Consider the following 22808-nt stretch of genomic DNA (forward strand, 5'->3'; position numbering starts at 1 on the left):
GAGCTCGGCGCAAGACCGGGATTTGGTCGTTTCACCCCCGCGATTTCCGCATCGCCATCCGTTCCCGCGCCATTCCGAGCCAGTCAGCCTCATGTCCGAAAAGCCGCAAAAGTCCCAAAAGTCCGAAGCCAAAGACTATTCGAAGACCCTGTTCCTGCCGCAGACCGAATTCCCGATGCGCGCCGGCCTGCCGCAGCGCGAGCCGGAGATCCTCAAGCGCTGGTACGAGATCGGTCTCTACGAGAAGCTGCGTGAGGCTGCCCACGGCCGCGCCAAGTTCGTGCTGCATGACGGCCCGCCCTACGCTAACGGCAACATCCATATCGGCACGGCGCTGAACAAGATCCTCAAGGATCTCGTCACCAAGAGCCAGCAGATGCTCGGCTTCGATTCCAATTACGTGCCGGGCTGGGACTGCCACGGCCTGCCGATCGAGTGGAAGGTCGAGGAGGAGCACTATCGCAAGAAGGGCAAGCAGAAGCCCGACTTCCGCGACTCCGCCGCGATGATCGACTTCCGCCGGGAGTGCCGCGCCTACGCCACGCACTGGCTCGGCGTGCAGCGCGAGGAGTTCAAGCGCCTCGGCGTGATCGGCGACTGGGATCATCCCTACGCCACCATGAGCTTCCCGGCCGAAGCCCAGATCGCGCGCGAGCTGATGAAGTTCGCCGCCAACGGCACGCTCTATCGCGGCTCCAAGCCGGTGATGTGGAGCGTGGTCGAGAAGACGGCGCTGGCCGAGGCCGAGGTCGAGTACGAGGACCACACCTCCGATACAGTATGGGTGAAATTCCCGGTGACCTCGCCCGCGCACGGTGCGCTCGCCTCCGCAAGCGTCGTGATCTGGACCACCACGCCGTGGACGCTGCCCGGCAACCGCGCCATCTCGTTCTCGCCGAAGATCGCCTACGGCCTTTACAAGGTGACGGATGCGCCCGCCGACAATTGGACCAAGACCGGCGATCTCCTGATCCTCGCCGACGCGCTGGCTGAAGAGGTCTTCAAGCAGGCGCGCGTGACCGCTTACGAGAAGCTCCGCGACGTTCCCGGCGACACCATGGACGCGATCGAATGCGCCCATCCGCTGAAGGGCGTTGGCGGCGGCTACGACTTCATCGTGCCGCTGCTGCCGGGCGACCACGTCACCGACGACACCGGCACCGGCTTCGTGCACACGGCGCCCGGCCATGGCCGCGAGGACTTCGATGTCTGGATGGCGCATGCACGCGATCTCGATGCGCGCGGCATCAACACGGCCATCCCCTACACCGTCGACGAGAACGGCGCCTACACCGATCATGCGCCCGGATTTACCGGCAAGCGCGTCATCACCGACAAGGGCGAGAAGGGCGACGCCAACGAGGCCGTGATCAAGGTGCTCGTCGAGAAAGGCATGCTGCTCGCGCGCGGCCGGCTGAAGCATCAATATCCGCACTCCTGGCGCTCCAAGAAGCCGGTTATCTTCCGCAACACGCCGCAATGGTTCATCGCGATGGACAAGGACGTTGCGGTGAACGGCAAGACCAAGAGCGGCGACACGCTGCGCGCCCGCGCGCTGCACGCGATCTCTGTGACGCAATGGGTGCCGCCCTCGGGCGAGAACCGCATCAACGGCATGATCGAGGCGCGGCCCGACTGGGTGATCTCGCGCCAGCGCGCCTGGGGCGTGCCGATCGCCGTGTTCGTGCGCGAGAAGGGCGACGGCTCAGCCGAGATCCTGCAGGACGAGGCGGTCAACACCCGCATCGGCGAGGCGTTCGAGAAAGAAGGCGCCGACGCCTGGTACGCGACAGGCGCGCGCGAGCGCTTCCTCGGGGAGCGCGCGAGCGAGGATTGGCAGAAGGTCGACGACATCCTCGACGTCTGGTTCGATTCCGGCTCAACCCACGCTTTCGTGCTGGAAGACCCCGAGCAGTTTCCCGGCCTCGCCGGCATCAAGCGCAAGGTCGACGGCGGCACCGACACGGTGATGTACCTCGAGGGCTCGGACCAGCATCGCGGCTGGTTCCACTCGTCGCTGCTGGAGAGCTGCGGCACGCGCGGCCGCGCGCCTTACGACATCGTGCTGACCCATGGCTTCACCCAGGCCGAGGACGGCCGCAAGATGTCGAAGTCGCTCGGCAACACCATCGAGCCGCAGGCCGTCATCAAGGAATCCGGCGCCGACATCCTCCGGCTCTGGGTCGCGTCGTGCGACTACACCGACGACCAGCGCATCGGTCCCGAGATCCTGAAGAACACCGTCGAGACCTATCGCAAGCTGCGCAACACGGTGCGCTGGATGCTCGGCACGCTGCATCATTACAAGCCGGCCGAGGCGGTCGCACCCGCCGAGATGCCCGAGCTCGAGCGGCTGATGCTGCATGAGCTGGCGGTGCGCGCAGCCGCCATCGACAAGGCCTATCGGGAGTTCGACTACAAGACCGTGGTCGCGACCCTCTCCGCCTTCCTCAACAGCGAGCTCTCGGCGTTCTATTTCGATATCCGCAAGGACACGCTGTATTGCGATCCGCCGTCCTCCCTGACCCGCAAGGCGGCGCTCACGACGATCGACCTGTTGTGCACCTCGGTGCTGAAATGGCTGGCGCCGATCCTCAGCTTCACCGCGGAGGAAGCCTGGCGCATGTACCGCCCCGGCGCCGAGCCGTCAGTGCATCTGACGCTGTTCCCGACCGATCTCGAAGGCTTGCGTGACGACAGGCTCGCCGCGAAGTGGGAGACGATCCGCAACGTTCGCCGCGTCGTCACCGGCGCGCTCGAACTCGAACGCGCCGCCAAGAACATCGGCTCCTCGCTGGAGGCCTCGCCGGTGATCTATGTCGCCGACCGCGGCATGCTGGCGACGTTGTTCGACATCGATCTGGCCGAAGTCTGCATCACCTCGAACTACGAGGTGCGTGAGGGCGAGGCGCCGGCTGCTGCGTTCCGTCTCGACGCGGTGCCCGGTGTCGCGGTCGTGGTGGAGAAGGCGGTCGGCACCAAATGCGCCCGGTCCTGGAAGATCTCGCCGTTTGTCGGCGACGATCCTGAGTACCCCGACGTCACCCCGCGCGACGCCAAGGCGCTGCGCGAATGGAAGGCGTTGGGAGTGGCGGTCTGATTCCCCGCATGACCCCGCTTGGCGCCGGCATCCTCGCGGCAATCGTCACGCTCGTGGCCGACCAGGCCTCGAAGCTCTGGCTGCTGAACGTCTTCGACCTCGCCCGGCGCGGCGTCGTCAGGGTGACGCCGTTCTTCGATCTGGTGCTGGCCTGGAATATCGGCATCAGCTTCGGCTGGCTGCAGCACGACAGCCAGGCGGCGCAGCTCGCGCTGATGGCGGTCAAGGCGCTCGCCGTGGTCGCGTTGGCGATCTGGATGGCCCGCTCGCACACCAGGCTCGCCACGGTTGCGCTGGGCCTGATCATCGGCGGCGCCATCGGCAACGGCATCGACCGCCTGATCCATGGCGCGGTGGTCGATTTCGCGCTGTTCCACATCGAGATCGGTGGAAATACCTATAATTGGTACGTGTTTAACCTCGCCGACGTAGCGATCGTTGCTGGGGTGGCGGCGCTATTGTATGATTCCTTCCTGGGGGTACCCGCCGCAAAAGCGCCCTGATCCCGGCCGATACGGACCGGCAGGCGGAACCCGGTTTTGCGAGGGACTGGCCGCGTTTGAGCGGCGATCTGCCACAATATGGAACAGGTATCGTAATGCGCAGCTCGAAGACCAGCGCTTCAATGGCTCGAGGCCCTCAATCGGGGTTCTGGCAGGCTTTGAAATTGTCCGCTGTCGCGCTCGGCATTGGCCTCGTCATGTCGATCGGCGCCGCCCGCGCTGGTGATGACGACGAGGACGACGACATGACCTTCGAAGAGAAGCTCATCGACAATCTGATGTCCGGCCTCGGCGCCAAGAGCATGGAGAAGCCTGGCATCGAATACCGTGAGCGTTCGCCGCTGGTCGTGCCGCCCAAGCTCGACCTGCCGCCGCCGGCCGCGGCGGAGGCCGCGGTTGCGCCGAACTGGCCGAAGGACCCCGACGAGAAGCGTCGCAAGGACGCCATTGCCGCGCGGAAGAAGGGGGGCGGCGACAAGGCAGCGGAGTATCTGAAGAATGCCCGGCCGCTCTCGCCCGCCGAGATGAACGCCCACAAGACGGCCGCCGCCCAAAAGACCAGCAATGATCCGGTTCAGCCGGGCACCACCGCCAATCCGACTCTCAGCCCCGCCCAGCTCGGATACACCGGTGGACTGTTCAAATTGTTCAAAGGCAACGAGCCCGAGTCGAAGCAGTTTACGTCGGAGCCGCCGCGCCAATCGCTGGTGGAGCCGCCGCCGGGATACCAGACGCCCTCGCCGAACTACGCCTACGGCTCCGGGCCGGACAACTCGAAGCGAACTTATTTCGACATCCTGTCCGGCAAGGAGAAGGTGCAATAGCACTCCTGTCCGAGCCCGAGCATTTTGGGCCGCGGAGCTGGCTGCCGGCCGTTGGCATGGCTTCGGCTTGGCTGCTCCCGCGTTAATGGCGTTCTCTGCTTCGTGACGCGAAGCCTCAGCCGCACGGTGTAGCATGCGGTGCCTCCGAGCCGGCGATCCGGACCTCGGCGTTCCAAAAGGATCATGATGTCCGCTTCCCGATCGGCTGCCTGCCTCCTTGCCGCGCTGCTCTCGACCAGTGTCCTGACATCAGGTGCGGCCCCCGCCCAGACCACAGTCACATCCGCTCCGCCCGCCAGCTTCACGCTCAGCAATGGCATGCAGGTCGTGGTGATCCCGGATCACCGCACGCCCGTGGTCACGGAGATGATCTGGTACAAGGTCGGCTCGGCCGACGAGACGCCGGGAAAATCCGGGCTCGCGCATTTCCTCGAGCACCTGATGTTCAAGGGCACCTCGAAGCATCCCGCCGGCGAATTCTCCCAGACCGTGCTCCGCGTCGGCGGCAACGAGAACGCCTCGACCTCGGTCGACTACACCAATTACTACCAGCGTGTGCCGAAAGAGCAGCTGCCGACCATGATGGAGTTCGAGGCCGACCGCATGACCGGCCTGATCCTCAAGGACGAGAACGTGCTGCCCGAGCGCGATGTCGTGCTCGAAGAATACAACATGCGCGTCGCCAACAATCCCGACGCGCGGTTGAACGAGCAGATCATGGCAGCGCTCTATCTCAATCATCCCTACGGCCGGCCTGTGATCGGCTGGCATCAGGAGATTGAGAAGCTCGATCGCGAGGACGCGCTGGCCTTCTATCGCCGCTTCTACGCCCCGAACAACGCGATCCTGGTGATCGCCGGCGACGTCGACGCCGCCGAAATCCGCCCGCTGGTCGAGCGCAATTTCGGCTCGATCCCGGCGCAGCCTGCCATCCCGGCACGGCGCGTCCGTCCGCAGGAGCCAGAGCCCGCTGCCCCGCGCACCGTGACGCTGGCCGATCCGCGCGTCGAGCAGCCGAACATGCGGCGCTATTATCTCGTGCCCTCGGCAACCACCGCTGCGGCCGGCGAGAGCGCGGCCCTCGACGTGCTGGCGCAGCTGATGGGCAGCGGCAGCAATTCCTATCTCTACCGCGCCCTCGTCGTCGACAAGCCGCTCGCGGTCTCAGCCAACGCCAGCTATTCCAGCATCGCGCTCGACCCGACCCAGTTCGCGATCTCGGCCGCGCCGAAAGCCGGCGTCAGCTTCGCGGAGATCGAGCAGGCGGTCGACGGCGTCATCGCCAACGTGGCGCAGAACCCGATCCGCGCCGAGGATCTGGAGCGCGTGAAGACCCAGCTCATCGCGGAAGCGATCTACGCCCAGGACAACCAGGCAGTGCTGGCACGCTGGTATGGCGGCGCGCTCACCACCGGCCTGTCGATCGAGGACATCAGGAGCTGGCCCGACCGCATCCGCGCGGTCACCGCCGAGCAGGTCCGTGCCGTCGCGCAGAAATGGCTCGAGAAGAAGCGCTCGGTCACGGGCTATCTGATCAAGGACACCAGTGCTGCCAAGCGCGAGGAGAAGCGTTCGTGACCTATCCCTTCCTTCGACGCGTTGCAGTCTCGTTCATCGCGGGCGCCGCACTCGCGCTGGCTGCGGTGTCGCCGTCGCTGGCTGCCGCAAAGATCCAGCGCCTGGTCTCGCCCGGCGGTATCGAGGCCTGGTTCGTGCAGGACGCGACCGTGCCGCTGATCGCCATGGAATATTCCTTTGCCGGCGGCTCGGCCCAGGATCCCAAGGACAAGCCTGGCGTCGCCAATCTGGTCGGCGACCTACTCGACGAAGGCTCCGCCGATCTCGATTCCAAGACCTTCCACGAGCGGCTCGACCGCCGCGCCATCGAGCTGTCCTTCAGCGCCACCCGCGACACCTTCCGCGGCAGCCTGCGCATGCTGCGCGACAACAAGGACGAGGCCTTCGATCTCTTGCGGGGCGCGCTGACCTCGCCGCATTTCAACCCCGCCGACGTCGAACGCATCCGCTCCCAGGTCATCTCGGGCCTGCGCCGCGAGACCACCAACCCGACCTCGCTGGCGAGCCGCAAATTCCTGGAGGTCGCCTTCGGCGATCATCCCTACGGCCGGCAGACCAACGGCAACCTTGACAGCGTGCCGACCATCACGGTCGCCGACATGAAGGACTATGTCGGCCGCGTGCTGGCCAGGGATGGGCTGAAGATCGCAGTCGTCGGCGACGTCGATCCGGTGGCCCTCGGCAAGCTGCTCGATCACACCTTCGGCGCCCTGCCCGCCAAGGCCAACCTGACGCCGGTCCCCGACGTCGAGGCCGCAAAGCCGCCGCAACGCGCCTTCGTCACCCTCGACGTGCCGCAGACCGTGATCACCTTCGGCGGGCCCGGGGTGAAGCGCAGCGATCCCAACTTCATGGCGGCCTACGTCGTCAACCACATCCTCGGCGGCGGCGGATTGTCCTCGCGCCTCTATCGCGAGGTCCGCGAGAAGCGAGGCCTCGCCTATTCGGTGTTCGAATCGCTGCTCTGGATGGAGCATTCGGCGATCTTCATCGGCAATACCGGCACGCGCGCCGACCGCGCCGGCGACACCATCGATGCCATCGAGAAGGAAGTGCGCCGGATCGCCGAGGAAGGCCCGACGCAGAAGGAGCTCGACGAGGCCAAGTCCTACCTCAAGGGCTCGCAGATGCTGGCGCTCGACACCTCCTCCAAGCTGGCGCAAGCGCTGCTGCAGTACCAGCAGGACAAGCTGCCGATCGACTATATCGAGAAGCGCAACGCCATCGTCGATGCCGTGACGCTGGACCACGCCAAGGCGGCCGCCAGGCGGCTCTGGGGCCAGGGCCTGCTGACCGTCGTCGTCGGCCGCGCCCCGCAGGCCGCGGCGCAACCGGGGGCGGCACCGGCGACGAAGTCGAACTAAATAGCTGTCATTCCGGGGCGATGCAAAGCATCGAACCCGGAATCTCGAGATTCCGGGCTTGCCCTCCGGGCGCCCCGGAATGACGAACCCCATCTAAAACCGCTATTGTGCGCACCCGATTCTTTTTCCTGGTGCCACCATGCTGCGGATATCCCGCGATCTCGTTATCGACGAGGACGACATCGAGATCGGCTTTGTCCGCGCCTCCGGCCCGGGCGGGCAGAACGTCAACAAGGTCGCGACCTCGGCCCAGCTGCGTTTCGACACGCGCAAGCTGACCTTGCCGGAGGATGCGGCGATTCGGCTCGCCCGCATCGCCGGCCAGCGCATGACCAAGGACGGCGTCATCGTGATCCACGCGCAGCGCTTCCGCACCCAGGAGCGCAACCGCCAGGATGCCATCGACCGGCTGGTCGAAATCCTCAGCGAGGCGATGGTGCGGCCAAAGCCGCGGCGCGCGACAAAACCGACCTTCGGCTCAAAGCAACGCCGTCTCGAAGGCAAGAAGCGCCGCAGCGACATCAAGGCCGGACGCGGCCGAAGCTTCGACGATTAAAGCGCGAAGATGCATCGGCATCGGCAGTGAACTCCCTCCCCCGCTTGCGGGGGAGGGTTGGGGAGAGGGTGTCTCCGCAATGGGACAATCCCGACGCCGAGAAAGCCCTCACCCGGCGCTCCGCGCCGTCCTCTCCCGCATCCGCAAGCGGAAGAGGTGAACGATCCGCCGTGATGTCAGTAACGCTTGGATGGGGCTGCACCGCCGGTGGCGGCATCGTCGGCCGTCCCCTTGTGCGTCGCGCTGCCCGTGGTGCCGGCCGTGCCTCGGGTGCTTTTGGTCGACTTCATGCCGGTCTTCTCGCCCGCTGCGCCCGGCTGCGCATTCATCTCCTCGTCGCCGCTGCCCATCGTGCTGCCCTGCATGGGTTTGCTTTGCACGGTGCCGCCCGGCTTGGCGGTGGGGGGCGCGCTTTGCGCGAGAACGGGCGTCGCAATGAAAGCCGACAGAGCGCATGCGATCATCGAGGTCTTGACCAACTTCATCCATTTCTCCTGGATTTTCCGCGATGACAGTCCAATGGTTCCCAGCGCCGTTCGCCTGGATCGGACCGTGACATCGCGTCAAGCGTGCGAACGGCGCGGTGCTCATCCAAGCCGTATCGTGTGTTGATGGTTTAGGGATTTCGCGGCGGTTTCGCGGAATTGTATTCCTCATATGCGGCAATGCGCGAACGCGCGCCGCATTCGCCAACGACCGGTGAATGCTGGAGATTCCCACATCTGGTATGTGGGAAGCGCAACCTTCCCCATGCATTTGTTGCGAGGTGGCGTTAGATTGGGACATTCGCCGAGTGAGCTCATGCCCGTCCGCCAACTTCCAGAGCAGATCGTCAACCGCATCGCCGCCGGCGAGGTGGTCGAGCGACCCGCGAGCGTGGTCAAGGAACTGGTCGAGAACGCGATCGATGCCGGCGCGAGCCGGATCGACGTCTTCACCGAAGGCGGCGGGCGGCGGCGGATCGGCATCACCGATGACGGCGGCGGCATGACCGCGAAAGACCTCGCGCTCGCGGTCGAGCGCCATGCCACCTCCAAGCTCGACGACGAGGACCTGCTCCAGATTCGGACCCTCGGCTTCCGCGGCGAGGCGCTGCCCTCGATCGGCTCCGTCGCGCGGCTCTCCATCACCACGCGCCACGCCAGCGAGCCGCATGCCTGGGCACTGACGGTCGAAGGCGGCGAGAAATCCGAGATCATGCCGGCGGCGCTGGCGCACGGCACGCGCGTCGAGGTCGGCGACCTCTTCTATGCGACGCCGGCGCGGCTGAAATTCCTCAAGACCGACCGCACCGAAGCCGAGGCGATCCGCGAGGTGGTGCGGCGGCTCGCCATGGCGCGGCCCGACATTGCCTTCACGCTGGCCGGCGAGGAGCGCGCGCCGGTGACCTGGGCCGCCGCGCTGCCCGGCGCTGCCGGACGGCTGACCCGGCTCGGCGACATCCTGGGCGCGGAGTTTCGCAGCCACGCCATCGAGGTCCATGCCGAGCGCGAGGGCATCGTCGTCGCCGGCTATGCGGCGGCACCGGCGCTGACCAAGGCCAACGCACTCGGGCAATACCTTTTCGTCAACGGCCGTCCGGTGCGGGACAAGCTGATTCTCGGCGCGGTGCGCGCAGCCTATTCCGACTATCTGCCGCGTGACCGCCATCCGGTGCTGGCGCTGTTCGTCGCGCTCGATCCGCGCGAGGTCGATGCCAACGTGCATCCGGCCAAGACCGAGGTGCGGTTCCGCAATGCCGGCCTCGTCCGCGCGCTGATCGTACACGGATTGAAGGAGGCGCTGGCGCGCGAAGGACGCCGCACCGCCGCCAACAGCGGCGAGAGCGCCTTGTCCGCGTTCCGGCCCGCTTTCACGCCGCAGCGTCCCGCGAGCTGGGATTGGCGCGCCTCGCCTGCCGCGCCTGTCGCGCCGATGCCGCCGTTCGAGGGCTCCGCGGCGCCCGCTTTCGCCGAGCGCGCGCAGGCCGCGTTCGATGTCGGTGCTCCCAGCGCGGACGTGCGGTTCGAGACGCAGCCGGTTTCGGACCTCGTCGACCGCCCGCTCGGCGCGGCGCGCACGCAGATCCACGAGACCTATATCGTCTCGCAGACCCGCGACGGCCTCATCATCGTCGACCAGCATGCCGCGCACGAGCGCATCGTCTATGAGCGGCTGAAGGCCTCGCTGGCAGCCAACGGCGTGCAGCGGCAGATCCTGCTCATTCCCGAGATCGTCGAGATGGACGAGGCCACGGTCGAGCGCCTCCTGGAGCGCAGCGAGGAGCTCGCCTCGTTCGGCCTCGCCATCGAATCCTTCGGCCCCGGCGCAGTCGCGGTGCGCGAGACGCCCTCGCTGCTCGGCAAGACCAATGCCGGCGGCCTGTTGCGCGATCTCTCCGAGCACATGGCCGAATGGGACGAGGCGCTGCCGCTGGAACGCCGCCTGATGCACGTCGCGGCGACCATGGCCTGCCATGGCTCGGTGCGCGCCGGCCGACGGCTGCGGCCGGAAGAGATGAATGCCCTGCTGCGCGAGATGGAGGCGACGCCGAACTCCGGCCAGTGCAATCACGGCCGGCCGACCTATGTCGAGCTGAAGCTGAGCGACGTGGAGAAGCTGTTCGGGCGTAGATGAAGGTGCCGTAGGGTGGGCAAAGGCGCGCTTTTCGCGCGCTGTGCCCACCACCTCTTTCGATCATCAAGAGATCGTGGGCACGCTACGCTTTGCCCACCCTACGACAGCGGCGCTACGGCTTCCGCAAGAACACGAACTCGGTGTCGTCATACGCCCGCCGCTCCAGTTCGTCGTAGCCCTCCGGCGTGACGAACTGCGCGGCCTTGGCCTCCTCCACCACCAGCAGCGCGCCCGGCGTCAGCCAGCCGCCGTCGCGCAAGGACGCCAGTGCCTTCTCCGCAAAGCCCTTGCCATAGGGCGGATCGAGGAACACCAGCGAGAACGGCTCGACGGGATGCGCAGGTCCGAGATCGGTCGCGTCGCGCCGATAGACCTTGGTGACGCCACCCAGGCCCAGCGTCTCGACATTGTTGCGCAGCAGCGCCCGCGCTTCCGCGCCATTGTCGACGAACAGCGTGAACTTCGCCCCGCGCGAGACCGCTTCGATGCCGAGCGCCCCGGTGCCGGCGAACAGGTCGAGCACGCGCGCATCGGCAATCGGATCGTCATAGGCGTGCACGAGGATGTTGAACACGGACTCGCGCAAGCGGTCCGCCGTCGGGCGGATGTCGCGCGAGGACGGCGAGGCCAGATTGCGCCCCTTCAAGCGACCGCCGACGACGCGCAACCTCAATCCTCCCGCGGCGTCAGGTCGCGCTTGCCGTGATAGCCGCGCTTGGGACGGCGCGGCGGGCCGTAGCCGCTGGCCTGTTCCTCGTTGCGCTCGCGCGCTTCCTCGCTGCCGGTGCGCTGCACCAGCACGCGGCGGCCCTTGCGGTCGTTGATCACGGCGCGCTTGCTGGCGGGCTTCGTCTCGCGCGGCGCATCGTCTTCGCGCGCGGCCGGCTTCGCGGGCACGTCGAACTGCGCCCCCGATTTCTCGATCACCTTGTCGCCGAGCTGCTCGCGCAGCACCCGCGACTTGATCTCCTCGACCTGGCCTTCCGGGACCTCGCCGAGCTGGAACGGGCCATAGGAGACGCGGATCAGCCGGTTCACCTCGAGCCCGAGATGGGCGCAGACGTTGCGCACCTCGCGGTTCTTGCCCTCGCGGATCGCGAACACCAGCCAGACATTGGCGCCCTGGTCGCGCTCCAGCGTCGCCTCGATCGGACCGTATTTGACGCCCTCGATCTCGATGCCGTTCTTGAGCTCGTCGAGCTGCGCCTGGGTGACGTCGCCATGGGCGCGAACGCGGTAGCGGCGCAGCCAGCCGGTGTCGGGCAGCTCCAGCGTGCGGGCGAGCCCGCCGTCGTTGGTGAGCAGCAAGAGGCCCTCGGTATTGAAATCGAGCCGGCCGACGCTGATCAGCCGCGGCAGACCTTCCGGCAGATTGTCGAACACGGTCGGACGCCCCTCGGGATCGTCATGCGTGGTCATCAGCCCGCGCGGCTTGTGGTAGAGGAACAGCCGCGTGCGCTCGCGCTCCGGCAACGGCTTGCCGTCGACCATGACGACGTCGTTCTTGGTGATGTCCAGCGCGGGCGAGTTGATGACGCGGCCGTTGACGGTGACGCGGCCCTGCGTGACCATCTCCTCGGCGTCGCGGCGCGAGGCGAGGCCCGCACGCGCCAGCACCTTGGCGATGCGCTCGCCGGCCTTCTTCGGCTTCGGCTCTTCGTCCCGGCGCGGCCGCCGGTCGGCATCACGATCGCGCTCGCGATAGGCACCGCGGCCGCCGAAAGCGGGACGCTTCTCGAAGATCCTGCTTTCATCCTCGTTTTCACGGCGCGGGCGATCACCGAAACGGCCTTCGCTGCGCGGATGCTCGTGCCAATCGGAACGGCCTTCCGACCGCTCGCGCGGACGATTGAATTTCGGCCGGTCGCCACCGCGCCCTCCGCGGTCGCCATCGCCGTCACGGCGGGGCCGGTCGAATTTTGGACGATCCTCGCGCGGCCGGTCGAATTTGGGCCGCTCGCGGAACGGGCGATCGCCCGATGTGCGATCGTCGCGTGAGCGCGAGAACCGCGGACGGTCGTCACCGCCACCTTGCCGATCGTCGCGCTTCTGCCAGGGCTTGTCTTCGCTGCGGTCACGGCCGCCGAAATCCTTGCGCGGACCCTTGCCAAAATCCTTGCCAAAATCCTTGCGCGGCGGCCGATCGCCGCGCGGACGGTCGTCGCGCTTCTGCCAGGGCTTTGACTCGCCGCGATCGCCACGGTCGCGATCCGGACCGCCCCGCGAAAACTTCCGCTCGCCCTCGAACGGACGCTCCGGACGGTCGCCGCGCGGCGAATACGGGCGCTTGTCGCCGAACTTCTTGTCGCCGAACCGGCCGGCGGGACGGGACTCGTCGCGATCGCGGCTGCGCGGCGGACGGTCGTCACGGCCTTGGGACGGGCGGTCGCCGCGCGGCTTGAAGGAGCGCTTGTCGCCATCGCGCGATCCACGATCGGAGAATGGCCGGTCGCCACGCGGCTTGAAGCTGCGCTCACCGCGGCCTTCGCCGCTGCGATCGTCGCGCTTGAAGCGCGGACGGTCGGACGAATCCCGGCGCGGGGCATCACCCTCCTCGCGGCGGCGGAACGGGCGATCCCCGCGCGGCGGACGGCTGTCGCGGTCGCCACGGGGCGGGCGGCTATCGCGGTCGCCCCTACCCTCGCTCTTGCCCTCGAAGCCGCGCTTGGCGAACTTCTTCTCGGGGCCGCGCGCCTTGCCGCTGCGGCCGCCCTTGGGCGGGCCTCGCCGGCCGCGGGAATCGTTGTCTTTGTCGCTGTCGCGAGGCATGAATGATCTCACTTGGGGGTAGCGCGATGAGCATTGCGCGCGCTCGTTCCGAGCCGCATGCTCAGGCAAAATCGGTATCCACTCTTGCTGAAGGCGGAGCTACTAGCAGGTTTCTGGCGATGATACGAGGCTTGAAAGCCCCCTCTTTCATGGATTTGGCGCTCAAAACGGCCGAAAACGCCGGAAAGGCGGGCGAAGTTCCGATCGGATGCGTGGTAGTCCGCAATGACGAGGTGATCGCCACCGCGGCCAACCGGACGCTGACCGACCATGATCCGACCGCCCACGCCGAAATCGTCGCACTGCGCGAAGCCGCCGCGAAGATCGGCAGCGAGCGCCTCGTCGACTGCGACCTCTACGTGACGCTGGAGCCCTGCACCATGTGTGCGGGCGCGATCTCGTTTGCAAGGGTCAGGCGGCTCTATTACGGCGCCGCCGACCCCAAGGGCGGCGCGGTGGAATCGGGCGTGCGGTTCTTTGCCTCCCCAACCTGCCATCACGCGCCGGACGTCTATTCCGGGGTCGGCGAGACCGAGGCGGCGCGGCTGCTCAAGGAGTTCTTTCGGGAGCGGCGCTGACGCGCCACCCTCCGCTGTCATGCCCCGAAGGCGGGGCATCCAGTACGCCGTGGCCTATCTTTTCAACCACCACCGTCTCGGCGTACTGGATCGTCCGCCTTCGCGGACGATGACAGTTGAGTGTGTGGCGTGCAGCGTCACAGCTCAGCCCGCGAAGAATTCGCGCAGCGCCTTCGCGGTCACGTCCGGATTCTCCTCGGTGAGGAAGTGGCCGGAATCCACCGGCATGCCCGCAACGTTGGTCGCCCATTGCTTCCACGTGTCCAGCGGCGTCGCGGCGGCTTGCGCCACGCCGGCATTGCCCCACAGTGCCAGCATGGGAATGGTGATCTTCTTGCCGGCCTCGAAATCCGCCTTGTCGAGGTCATAGTCGAAATAGGCGCCGGCGCGATAATCCTCGCACATCGCATGGATGCGGGCGGGATCGCGGAACGGGGCGAGGTAATGTTCGAGCGCCCGCTCATCGATCGCGTCGAGCGTTTTCGACTTGGTCTGGCTCGCCATCTTGAAGCGCAGGAAGAACTCGCCCTGGCCAGAGATCAGCGTCTCCGGCAGCGGATAGGGCTGCGCCAGGAAGGTCCAGTGGTAGATCTTCAGCGCGTAGGCGCGGTTCATCCGCTCCCAGTAATTATAGGTCGGCAGGATATCGAGCACCGCGAGCTTCGACAGCCGGCCGGGATGATCGAGCGCGAGCCGGTACGAGACCCGGCCGCCGCGGTCGTGGCCGGCGAGCGCGAAGTGCACGTGGCCGAGCCGCTCCATCATTTCGACCATGGCTTTCGCCATCGCGCGCTTGCTGTAGGGGATGTGCAGCGCGTCGCTCTCGGGCATGTCGGACCAGCCGTAGCCGGGCAGATCGGCGATGATCAGCGTGAAGTGCTCGGCCAGCTCAGGCGCCACCTGGTGCCACATCACGTGGGTCTCGGAGAAGCCGTGCAGAAGCAGCAGCGGCGGCCCTTTGCCGCCGACGCGGGCGAAGATGCGGCCGAACGAGGTATCGATCCACTCGGCGGCAAAGCCCGGATAGAGGTCGGCGAGGTCGGACATCTTGTTGCATCCTTGAGGGGGCAGCCGGGGCCGGCCCCCGACACCTAAAAGTGCGAAAACAACCCCATGCACAGTACCGGTATCATCATCGGGGTCACTAAGCCCAGCGACTGATTACACATTCTGGGCTGCGCATGTGGCGATCCGGTGACACAAATCTCGAGATTCCGGATCGGCGCGTCTTGCGCGCCGTCCGGAATGACGAGCTAGGTCTTGGCCTTCTCCGCCTCCACCGCCTGCCAGCCGATATCGCGGCGGCAGAAGCCTTCCGGCCAGCGGATGCGATCGACGGCCTGGTAGGCTCTCGCCTGCGCTTCCGTCACGGTCGCCCCCAGCGCGCAGACATTGAGCACGCGGCCGCCATTGGCGAGGATCGCACCGTCCTTCGCCACCGTGCCGGCGTGGAAGATCTCGACATTGCCCACCTTGGCCGCGTCATCGAGCCCCTCGATGCGCGTGCCCTTCTGGTAATCGCCGGGATAGCCCTTGGCCGCCATCACCACGGTGAGCGCGGCTTCCTTGTGCCAGCGCAGGTCGAAATTCTTCAACTGCCCGTCGCAGGCGGCGAGCAGCGCCGGCACGAGGTCGCTCATCATGCGCAGCATCAGCACCTGGCATTCAGGGTCGCCGAAGCGGACGTTGAACTCGAACAGTTTTGGGCCCTGCGTCGTCAGCATGATGCCGGCATAGAGCACGCCGCGGAACGGCGTGCCGCGCTGCTTCATGCCTGAGACCGTCGGCAGGATGATCTTGGCCATGATCGCGTCGTGGACGGCGGGCGTCACCAGCGGCGTCGGCGAATAGGCGCCCATGCCGCCGGTGTTCGGGCCGACGTCGTGGTCGAACACGCGCTTGTGGTCCTGCGCCGAGGCCAGCGGAATGGCGGTCTCGCCGTCGCACAGCGCGAAGAAGCTGATCTCGCGGCCGGGCAAAAATTCCTCGATCACGACCTCGGCGCCGGCCTCGCCGAAGGCGCCCTCGAACATCATGGCGATGGCATCCTCGGCCTCAGCCACGGTCTTGGCAACGACGACGCCCTTGCCGGCGGCAAGCCCGTCGGCCTTCACCACGATCGGCGCGCCCTGGCTCTGCACATAGGCGCGCGCGTCACCGGCATTGGTGAAGCGCTTGTAGGCGCCGGTGGGAATGCCGAACTCGGTGCAGAGCGCCTTGGTGAACCCCTTGGAGCTTTCGAGCTGGGCGGCCGCCTTGCTCGGCCCGAACGCCTTGATGCCGCTAGCTGTGAGATCATCGACGATGCCGGCCGCCAGCGGCGTCTCCGGCCCGACCACCACGAGTTCGACCTTGTTCGCCTTGCAGAAACCGATGACCGCAGCATGGTCGGCGACATCGAGCGCCACGCATTCCGCCTCCTTCGCGATCCCGGCATTGCCGGGCGCGCACCAGAATTTGGTCACCAGGGGGGAGGCTGCGATCTTCCACGCCAGGGCATGTTCGCGGCCACCGGAACCGAGCAGGAGAATATGCATAAGAGGCTCAGAAATGAGGGGTTTGCTGGGGGCGGAGGTCGCATGAATCGGGGTGGGGCTCAAGGGGATACGGCCCGAACTCCCGGCCATTCCGAGCGCACGCGCCTCGCTTCTTCCCTTCTCCCTTGCGGGAAGGTCAACGGGAGGAATTCCGAAGTAACCTCAACCAAAGACATCGCTCGAGCCTAGCCAGGACGCATTGATGAACGCTCCAGCGAGCGATGGGCGATAAATCCAGGGTATCGCCCCCCGCGAGCACGGTCTAAAGCTGACAAGGAACGGTGCGCACGGGCGAACCGACAGAACTTCGACTTCTGGACGAAGAACAAAACAAGAACTGTATAAGGCCGGCGGTCCATCGATCAAGGCAACGTGTATGCTAGTCACGAATCTACTCGAAGATGCACGAGGGGGCCCGGTGGCAACTGCAAAGTTTTTTGATGAGCGGACCGATCAATCAGAAACTAAGGCTCGGATTATTCAGAAGTACTTTTACGCTTGGGCAAAGGTTATTACTCCCAGCGCAAAACAGAGAGACGGCAAGATAGCGTACATCGATCTTTACGCAGGGCCCGGTCGTTACAAAGATGGCGCGGCGTCTACTCCGCTTCTTGTCTTGCAACATGCGATAGCCAATCCAGACATGGCATCGATGCTCGTCACTCTCTTCAACGATGCGGACAAGAACCATAGCTCCACGCTGTTGTCCGAAATTGACGCGCTGCCAGGAATTGAAAAACTAAAGTTCAAACCCGAGGTTATGTCAGACGTCGTCGGAGAGGACGCCGAAAAATACTTCGCCGAAAAGAAGTTGATTCCATCATTCACATTCGTCGATCCGTTCGGGTACAAGGGCTTGTCGCTCAAGATTGTGAATGGCGTGATCAAGGATTGGGGATGTGACTGTGTATTTTTCTTCAACTACGGCCGCATAAACGCAGGACTTTCCAACGCCCTTGTCGAGGATCACATGAACGCCTTGTTCGGGGTTGATCGGGCCAATCTCCTACGAGAGAAAATTAAAGGGCAAGAGCCAGATCAACGAGAAGCGCTGATACTTGAAGACCTGTCACAGGCGATCAAGGCGATGGGAGGCACGTATGTTTTGCCTTTCCGGTTCAAGCGAGGGAAGCGGACATCGCACAGCCTTATCTTCGTATCCAAGCACTTTAAGGGCTATGAAATCATGAAAGGGATCATGGCCGGGGAAAGCTCTACGCAGGATCAGGGGGTAGCTTCTTTTGCCTATTCCCCTGCGGATGCCTCAACGCCCCTCTTGTTTTCTCTCGCGCAACCGTTTGACAAGCTTATTGCTGATTTACCGAAAGTGTTCGCCGGAAAGACACTTTCAATGAGACATGTGTACGAAAATCATTCAGTGGACAGACCTTACACCAAGACGAATTACAAGAAGGCGCTCGGGCAGTTGGAAGAGGCGGGCAAAGTGGCCGCTAGTCCACCAGCCTCTGAGCGCCGAAAAGGTACGTTCGCCGACCAAGTAATGGTAACTTTTAAATAGGATCATCATGGCGACGAATTCACCGATCGAATGGACCGAGGCGACGTGGAATCCGGTAGCCGGATGCACGATCTTATCTCCGGGTTGCACTAATTGTTATGCGATGAGGCTCGCTCGCAGGTTGGAAGCCATGGGTCAGCCAAAATACGCTGGCACCACTCGCGTGTCCGGAGGGCGCGCAAAATGGAATGGCAAAATCGTCTTGGACGAAGCAGCTCTGGAGATACCGCTCAAATGGAGAGCGCCTAAAATCATATTTGTGAACTCCATGTCCGATCTCTTCCACGAGAAAATTCCGGTGGAGTTCGTCTTAAGAGTTTTCGAAGTGATGAGAATGGCTCGGCACCACACGTTTCAAGTATTGACGAAGCGAGCTGATCGGCTTGCCGAAATTGCTCCACGACTGCCTTGGTCCAAGAATGTTTGGATGGGCGTTAGTGTTGAGAGTGAAGAGTACGTAGATCGGATTGACTATCTTCGAACCACACCAGCATTTATCAAATTCCTCAGCCTCGAACCGCTACTTGGGCCTCTCGATGACTTAAGGCTCGATGGCATTGACTGGACCATCGCAGGCGGAGAGAGTGGGCCGAACGCGCGGCCGATGGACCCTAACTGGGTCCGGTCCATCCGTGACCAATGCAATGCCGCCGGGGTGGCATTCCATTTCAAACAGTGGGGTGGCGTTCAAAAGAAGCAAGCGGGCCGAACATTGGATGGCCGAACTTGGGACGAACTTCCGACGGCAAAATCGTCCAAACCACAACATAGCGCTCGTGTCGCTGTTTGACTCTCTAATTAGCTGCAGGGGGTCTCAGAGGTGCCCGAATATAAGTGCGATATTTCGTTCGTTTGCCCGAAGTGCGGGGCGAACATAATGGACCGGATTGATGTACCGGAGCCGTATTGGCTGGCCGACCGGGCGTCCGACATGACAAGCGAAGACGATCTCGACCTAGAGTGCCGGGAGTGCGATGAGACGTTTGCGGCCCACGTGCTTAATAATGGCGGGGATTGCGACCTTACACTCAACAATTATCCAGGCGTGAAAGTCGATGCTGGTACCGCGTTCTACGATGGTCCAGATGAGGATGATTGGGAGGAGCCAGAGCCGCCCGCCAACGCCTTTTCGGTATTTTTGCAATCGCACCGCGAAACGTGGAACATGCTGAACGAGAATGCGCTACCCGCTGATGGGAGCAGCTTGATAAACCGCATGGTATTTGCTCACCAAATATCGGCCATGGAAGCGTTTCTTGCTGATACCGTGATAATCCATGTCACGTCCGAGCCGGATGCCATGAATCGATTACTCGAAGAAGATTCAGACCTGAAAAAAGAGAAATTCAATCTTGCACAGATAGCGGCTGATCCCAATCTTGTCCGGAAAGTTGTACTTAAGCATCTGCGCTCATTGATGTACCATAATATTGCGCGAGTGCGCGTTCTTTACCAGACCGTCCTAAATATGGATCTGTTCAAGTTGCTCAGCAAAGATGAGCTCGAGACTTTGATGCGAGCAGTGGACTATCGACATGACTGTGTTCATCGTAACGGCCACACCCAAGAGGGTGAGAAGCTAATCGTTTTCACGCCCGAGTATGTTGAACGTATCGCTGGGATAACTCACTCCCTTGTGAATGGGATCGAGAGGAAGCGAATCGTGGGAAGCTTTTAGCGAGCCCGTAGCCCGTAGGATGGGTTGAGCCCTTGCGAAACCCATCGCACTTGTTTCGTGATAAGATTGCGTCATGACCGCGTACCGCCGCAACTTCGTTCCGGGTGGGTGATTCTTCTTCATCGTCAATCTGGCGGAGCGGAGGCTGGCGTTGCTGACAGATCATATCCAGGTGTGCGCGGGGCGTTTCGCGAAACGCACCGACGCCATCCGTTCACGATCGATGCCATCGTGGTGCTGCATGACCACCTTCACACGGTGTGGACGTTGCCGGAAGGTGATGCCGATTTTGCAATGCGCTGGCAGTTGATCAAATCCACCTTTCCGCGCGGTCTGGCGCGCAATGAGAGCATATCCCGAAGCTGCTCGGCCAAAGGTGAACGGGGCATCTGGCAGCGCAGATATTGGGAGCATACCATTCGCGACGACGTCGATTTCACGCGGCATGTCGACTATGTCCATATCAATCCGGTCAAGCGCGGGCTCGTCGACCGGGTGCGTGACGGGGCGCCTCCTCGTTTCATGGTCACGTCAAGCTTGGCAATGACCCGGCCGATTGGGCCGGCGATCAATCGGATGACGGCCACGACTACGGTGAACGGGGATAGAGAGGCGATGGGTTTCGCAAGAGCTCAACCCATTCTACGGGTTCCAGGCGCTCCTGCGGCTCGAACTCGTCGCAAGAAGAGAATAACAGGCGCCTTGTCCCTTATCGGCCCATGATGCCGTGCCGTTTTGAACGGTGATGTGCTAGGTTTCCCGCTAGCATCGAGGACTGGGGACCACATTGAGTGATTCAGGAAAATGGGTCGGCCAAGGTCAGGAACGCCTGGCCGACTTCATTCGCCACAACCAACCCGCAATCATCAAGGAATGGACAGACTTCGCGCGGACCCGTTCGCCGGCCAGCGACGGGATGTCGAAGCTTGCTCTCGAAGACCATATTGCCGACATTCTCAAGTTCATCGCCGAGGACCTGGAGTCGCCGCAAACCGCGCGCGAGCGAGTGGACAAGTCGCACGGTTTGGCCGTCGAGGACGGACCCTTTAGCCAAAGCGCGGCGGAAATTCATTCCGCACTTCGCCTCGCCGATGGTTTCGACATCGACCAGATGGTTTCGGAATATCGGGCACTACGTGCAAGCGTCGTGAAGCAATGGGTGGCCAAGCAGGAAAGCCTTGCCAGCACAGATGTTGAGGACCTTACGCGGTTCAACGAAGCAATCGACCAGGCCGTGACGGAGTCGGTGGCGCATTACACCAAGACCATCAACAACTCGCGGAACCTGTTCCTTGGAGTCCTTGGGCACGACCTGCGTAACCCCATAGGCGCTGCTTCCATGGCCGCGCGGTGGATGGCACGATCGGGAACATCTGATCCGAAGCAGGCAAAAGTGGTGGCTGAGATGGTCCTGACGACGGACAGGGCTACGCGCATCCTTGATGACCTGCTGGATCTCACACGCTCGTCTTTCGGCACTGGTATCCCCGTCGAAAAAGCCAAAATGGACATGGCGAGGCTCTGTCACCAAATCGCTGACGAGTTGCGGGGCATCAACGCAGGCCAGATTATCGAAGTCACCCATCAAGGTGACCCGACGGGCCTTTGGGACGCGGCACGAATGGGACAGGTGCTCTCCAACCTGATGGGCAACGCGATTCAGTACAGCGAGGCATCGGGTGCGATTACCGTCGCGATATCGGGACTAGACCCCGAGGGGGTCGTCGTGACCGTGCATAACTTCGGTCCCCCAATCCCTCCCGAGAACCAGAAGATCATTTTTCAGTCTTGGATGCGCGGCCAGGAGGTCTCCGCCGAGCATGGGACTCACCTCGGGCTGGGGCTCTACATTGCGAGATTGATCGTCGAAGCCCATGGCGGCGAGATCGATGTCACTTCGGACCAGAAGTCCGGCACGACATTCACGCTTCGGCTTCCGCGCACGTGATCCTTTGGTACGCGCATCGTTAACTCGTTGAGCGCTCTTTTCCATCGAGAATGCTTCGGGGTTTGTCGCGTTGTCAGAATGCGGGCGCAGCCTGCAGCCGCCGAGCTCGACCCCGGTCAATTGCGTTGAATGGACCCGAGCCCGTTGGATGGGTTGAGTCCTCGCGAAACCCATCACTCGAAGCGTCCTAGCCGCCGGGCGCCCTCCGCGATTCGTCGTCACTTACAATCGGATGACGGCCGCGATTGCGGTGAACGGGATAGAGAGGCGATGGGTTTCGCAAGGGCTCAACCCACCTACGAGCTACGAGCCTCAGCATGCGAAGAGAAATTGTTGACGTCACAGGCTATCGCGCATTTGCTTCTGGCCGATGCGATGACCAATCGCACCAAGCAGTCCCGCCAGGAATAGCATCACAAGGAACTTGCTCCAGCCCGGCCCGTCGAAAACAAACTTGTTCGCGACGAGCCCAATCAGCACGCCGTAGCCGGCGAATATCAGGCCTTTCCAGCGAACCGTCCAGGTGTGGTTCATTGCCGTCCCCTCATTTGAAGTCGGACAGCAATGCCACGAAGAAGCCGGCTCATCTGTGCGCAGCCTCACTCAAGACAATACTCAGCGTTCGAAAAGCGAAACGATCAGGCCATCCGCGCTCACTTGCAGCCGGATGACAGCCGCGATGATCGAGAGCCGGAAGAGGAAGGCGATGGGTTTCGCAAGGGCTCGACCCATCCTACGAGTCCAAAGGTCCGAACAGCTTGCGGACACCTTCTGTCGGCAAGCCGTGACGGGTCTTCACCCTTTTTGTTTCTCTTCTGCGCTTTTTCCGTCCGAGCTTTTCGAGCGCTCTTCGAAACGATCAGCCCCCTTCGCTAGATCGTGCCCCATCTTGCCCTCGTTTTTCGCTTCATCCTTTGAAGTCGCTTCACGCAAGCCTGCAGCGGCCTGTTCACCCGCCTTTGATGATTTCCGTTCGTCATCCATTGGTCGCTCCTTCCCGATAAGAGACGCCTCCCGGGAGACCCGCTGATCTATCCCGGATTGGACGTACCAACGTTCCAATCGGATGGCCTGCACATTGTTCCCGGTCCCGTTGAGGCCCGTAGGATGGCCTGAGCCCGCAAAACCCATCCATGTGTCTCTAAAGCTAGCCGAACGGACCATCCGCGATGATCCAGACCTCATATCCTTGTATTACGGTGACAGTGCACTGGTTTCCAAAGCCAGCGCAGCGGATA

Annotated in this window: 20 protein-coding genes; 13 read left to right on the top strand and 7 right to left on the bottom strand. The window is 63.5% G+C overall.

All coding sequences use genetic code 11. From position 1 onward, the window contains the following. Nucleotides 1-91 precede the first annotated feature (91 nt). The 6 genes from ileS to arfB all read left to right on the top strand — a co-directional run bounded on the left by ileS (nucleotide 92) and on the right by arfB (nucleotide 7925). Nucleotides 92-3100 (top strand): isoleucine--tRNA ligase, encoded by a 3009-nt coding sequence (gene ileS, locus WI560_RS28000; RefSeq protein ID WP_375305766.1) that lies wholly within the window; start codon nucleotides 92-94, stop codon nucleotides 3098-3100. An 8-nt stretch (nucleotides 3101-3108) separates the two neighbouring features. Further along, on the top strand, nucleotides 3109-3603 hold the full coding sequence (lspA, locus tag WI560_RS28005; protein WP_375305767.1) for a signal peptidase II: 495 nt from the start codon (nucleotides 3109-3111) through the stop codon (nucleotides 3601-3603). Nucleotides 3604-3698: 95 nt separating this feature from the next. After that, nucleotides 3699-4427, top strand: a complete 729-nt coding sequence (locus WI560_RS28010) for a hypothetical protein (RefSeq protein WP_375305768.1) — start codon at nucleotides 3699-3701, stop codon at nucleotides 4425-4427. 186 nt (nucleotides 4428-4613) lie between these two features. Further along, nucleotides 4614-6005, top strand: a complete 1392-nt coding sequence (locus WI560_RS28015; RefSeq protein ID WP_373568124.1) for a M16 family metallopeptidase — start codon at nucleotides 4614-4616, stop codon at nucleotides 6003-6005. Continuing rightward, nucleotides 6002-7369 (top strand): M16 family metallopeptidase, encoded by a 1368-nt coding sequence (locus WI560_RS28020; RefSeq protein ID WP_375305769.1) that lies wholly within the window; start codon nucleotides 6002-6004, stop codon nucleotides 7367-7369. The genes WI560_RS28015 and WI560_RS28020 overlap by 4 nt, the downstream gene beginning before the upstream one ends. Nucleotides 7370-7508: 139 nt before the next feature. Continuing rightward, a complete protein-coding gene (gene arfB / locus WI560_RS28025) occupies nucleotides 7509-7925 on the top strand; it encodes an alternative ribosome rescue aminoacyl-tRNA hydrolase ArfB (protein WP_257176479.1) in 417 nt (138 codons plus the stop codon). A gap of 176 nt (nucleotides 7926-8101) precedes the next feature. On the opposite strand, the gene WI560_RS28030 is transcribed toward arfB, so the two are convergent. Then, nucleotides 8102-8410, bottom strand: coding sequence for a hypothetical protein (locus tag WI560_RS28030; protein ID WP_375305770.1), 309 nt, complete (start codon nucleotides 8408-8410; stop codon nucleotides 8102-8104). 316 nt (nucleotides 8411-8726) lie between these two features. Here WI560_RS28030 and mutL point away from each other — a divergent pair, with 316 nt between their 5' ends. Then, the gene (gene mutL, locus WI560_RS28035; protein WP_375305771.1) at nucleotides 8727-10541 is read left to right on the top strand and encodes a DNA mismatch repair endonuclease MutL; all 1815 of its coding nucleotides are present in this window, start codon (nucleotides 8727-8729) and stop codon (nucleotides 10539-10541) included. A gap of 112 nt (nucleotides 10542-10653) precedes the next feature. Here mutL and rsmD read toward each other — a convergent pair whose 3' ends face one another. After that, a complete protein-coding gene (rsmD, locus tag WI560_RS28040; RefSeq protein ID WP_375305772.1) occupies nucleotides 10654-11208 on the bottom strand; it encodes a 16S rRNA (guanine(966)-N(2))-methyltransferase RsmD in 555 nt (184 codons plus the stop codon). A gap of 2 nt (nucleotides 11209-11210) precedes the next feature. Beyond that, on the bottom strand, nucleotides 11211-13310 hold the full coding sequence (locus WI560_RS28045) for a pseudouridine synthase (RefSeq protein WP_375305773.1): 2100 nt from the start codon (nucleotides 13308-13310) through the stop codon (nucleotides 11211-11213). Nucleotides 13311-13429: 119 nt separating this feature from the next. On the opposite strand from WI560_RS28045, the gene WI560_RS28050 reads away from it, so the two are divergent. Next, nucleotides 13430-13888: a nucleoside deaminase gene (locus tag WI560_RS28050; protein ID WP_257180826.1), complete on the top strand. Its 459-nt coding sequence runs from the start codon at nucleotides 13430-13432 to the stop codon at nucleotides 13886-13888. Nucleotides 13889-14032: 144 nt separating this feature from the next. On the opposite strand, the gene WI560_RS28055 is transcribed toward WI560_RS28050, so the two are convergent. Continuing rightward, complete coding sequence (locus WI560_RS28055) at nucleotides 14033-14935, bottom strand: alpha/beta fold hydrolase (RefSeq protein WP_375305774.1); 903 nt, start codon at nucleotides 14933-14935, stop codon at nucleotides 14033-14035. Nucleotides 14936-15141: 206 nt separating this feature from the next. Then, on the bottom strand, nucleotides 15142-16425 hold the full coding sequence (purD, locus tag WI560_RS28060; RefSeq protein WP_375305775.1) for a phosphoribosylamine--glycine ligase: 1284 nt from the start codon (nucleotides 16423-16425) through the stop codon (nucleotides 15142-15144). Nucleotides 16426-16843: 418 nt separating this feature from the next. Between purD and WI560_RS28065 the strand changes: the two genes are divergently transcribed. The 5 genes from WI560_RS28065 to WI560_RS28085 all read left to right on the top strand — a co-directional run bounded on the left by WI560_RS28065 (nucleotide 16844) and on the right by WI560_RS28085 (nucleotide 21570). Further along, the gene (locus WI560_RS28065) at nucleotides 16844-17944 is read left to right on the top strand and encodes a three-Cys-motif partner protein TcmP (protein ID WP_375305776.1); all 1101 of its coding nucleotides are present in this window, start codon (nucleotides 16844-16846) and stop codon (nucleotides 17942-17944) included. A 7-nt stretch (nucleotides 17945-17951) separates the two neighbouring features. Further along, nucleotides 17952-18734, top strand: a complete 783-nt coding sequence (locus WI560_RS28070; protein WP_375305777.1) for a DUF5131 family protein — start codon at nucleotides 17952-17954, stop codon at nucleotides 18732-18734. An 87-nt stretch (nucleotides 18735-18821) separates the two neighbouring features. Beyond that, nucleotides 18822-19622 carry a hypothetical protein gene (locus WI560_RS28075; RefSeq protein ID WP_375305778.1) on the top strand — a complete coding sequence of 267 codons (801 nt, stop codon included), beginning with the start codon at nucleotides 18822-18824 and terminating at the stop codon, nucleotides 19620-19622. A gap of 174 nt (nucleotides 19623-19796) precedes the next feature. Continuing rightward, nucleotides 19797-20345: a transposase gene (locus tag WI560_RS28080; RefSeq protein ID WP_375305779.1), complete on the top strand. Its 549-nt coding sequence runs from the start codon at nucleotides 19797-19799 to the stop codon at nucleotides 20343-20345. A gap of 64 nt (nucleotides 20346-20409) precedes the next feature. Next, nucleotides 20410-21570 (top strand): ATP-binding protein, encoded by a 1161-nt coding sequence (locus WI560_RS28085; protein WP_375305780.1) that lies wholly within the window; start codon nucleotides 20410-20412, stop codon nucleotides 21568-21570. Between the two features lie 339 nt (nucleotides 21571-21909). Here WI560_RS28085 and WI560_RS28090 read toward each other — a convergent pair whose 3' ends face one another. Beyond that, nucleotides 21910-22104: a hypothetical protein gene (locus WI560_RS28090; RefSeq protein ID WP_375305781.1), complete on the bottom strand. Its 195-nt coding sequence runs from the start codon at nucleotides 22102-22104 to the stop codon at nucleotides 21910-21912. A 261-nt stretch (nucleotides 22105-22365) separates the two neighbouring features. Continuing rightward, nucleotides 22366-22554, bottom strand: a complete 189-nt coding sequence (locus tag WI560_RS28095) for a hypothetical protein (RefSeq protein ID WP_375305782.1) — start codon at nucleotides 22552-22554, stop codon at nucleotides 22366-22368. Nucleotides 22555-22808: the final 254 nt, after the last annotated feature.

The organism is Bradyrhizobium sp. A11, from assembly GCF_042077125.1.
Classification (GTDB): Bacteria; Pseudomonadota; Alphaproteobacteria; order Rhizobiales; family Xanthobacteraceae; genus Bradyrhizobium; species Bradyrhizobium japonicum_B.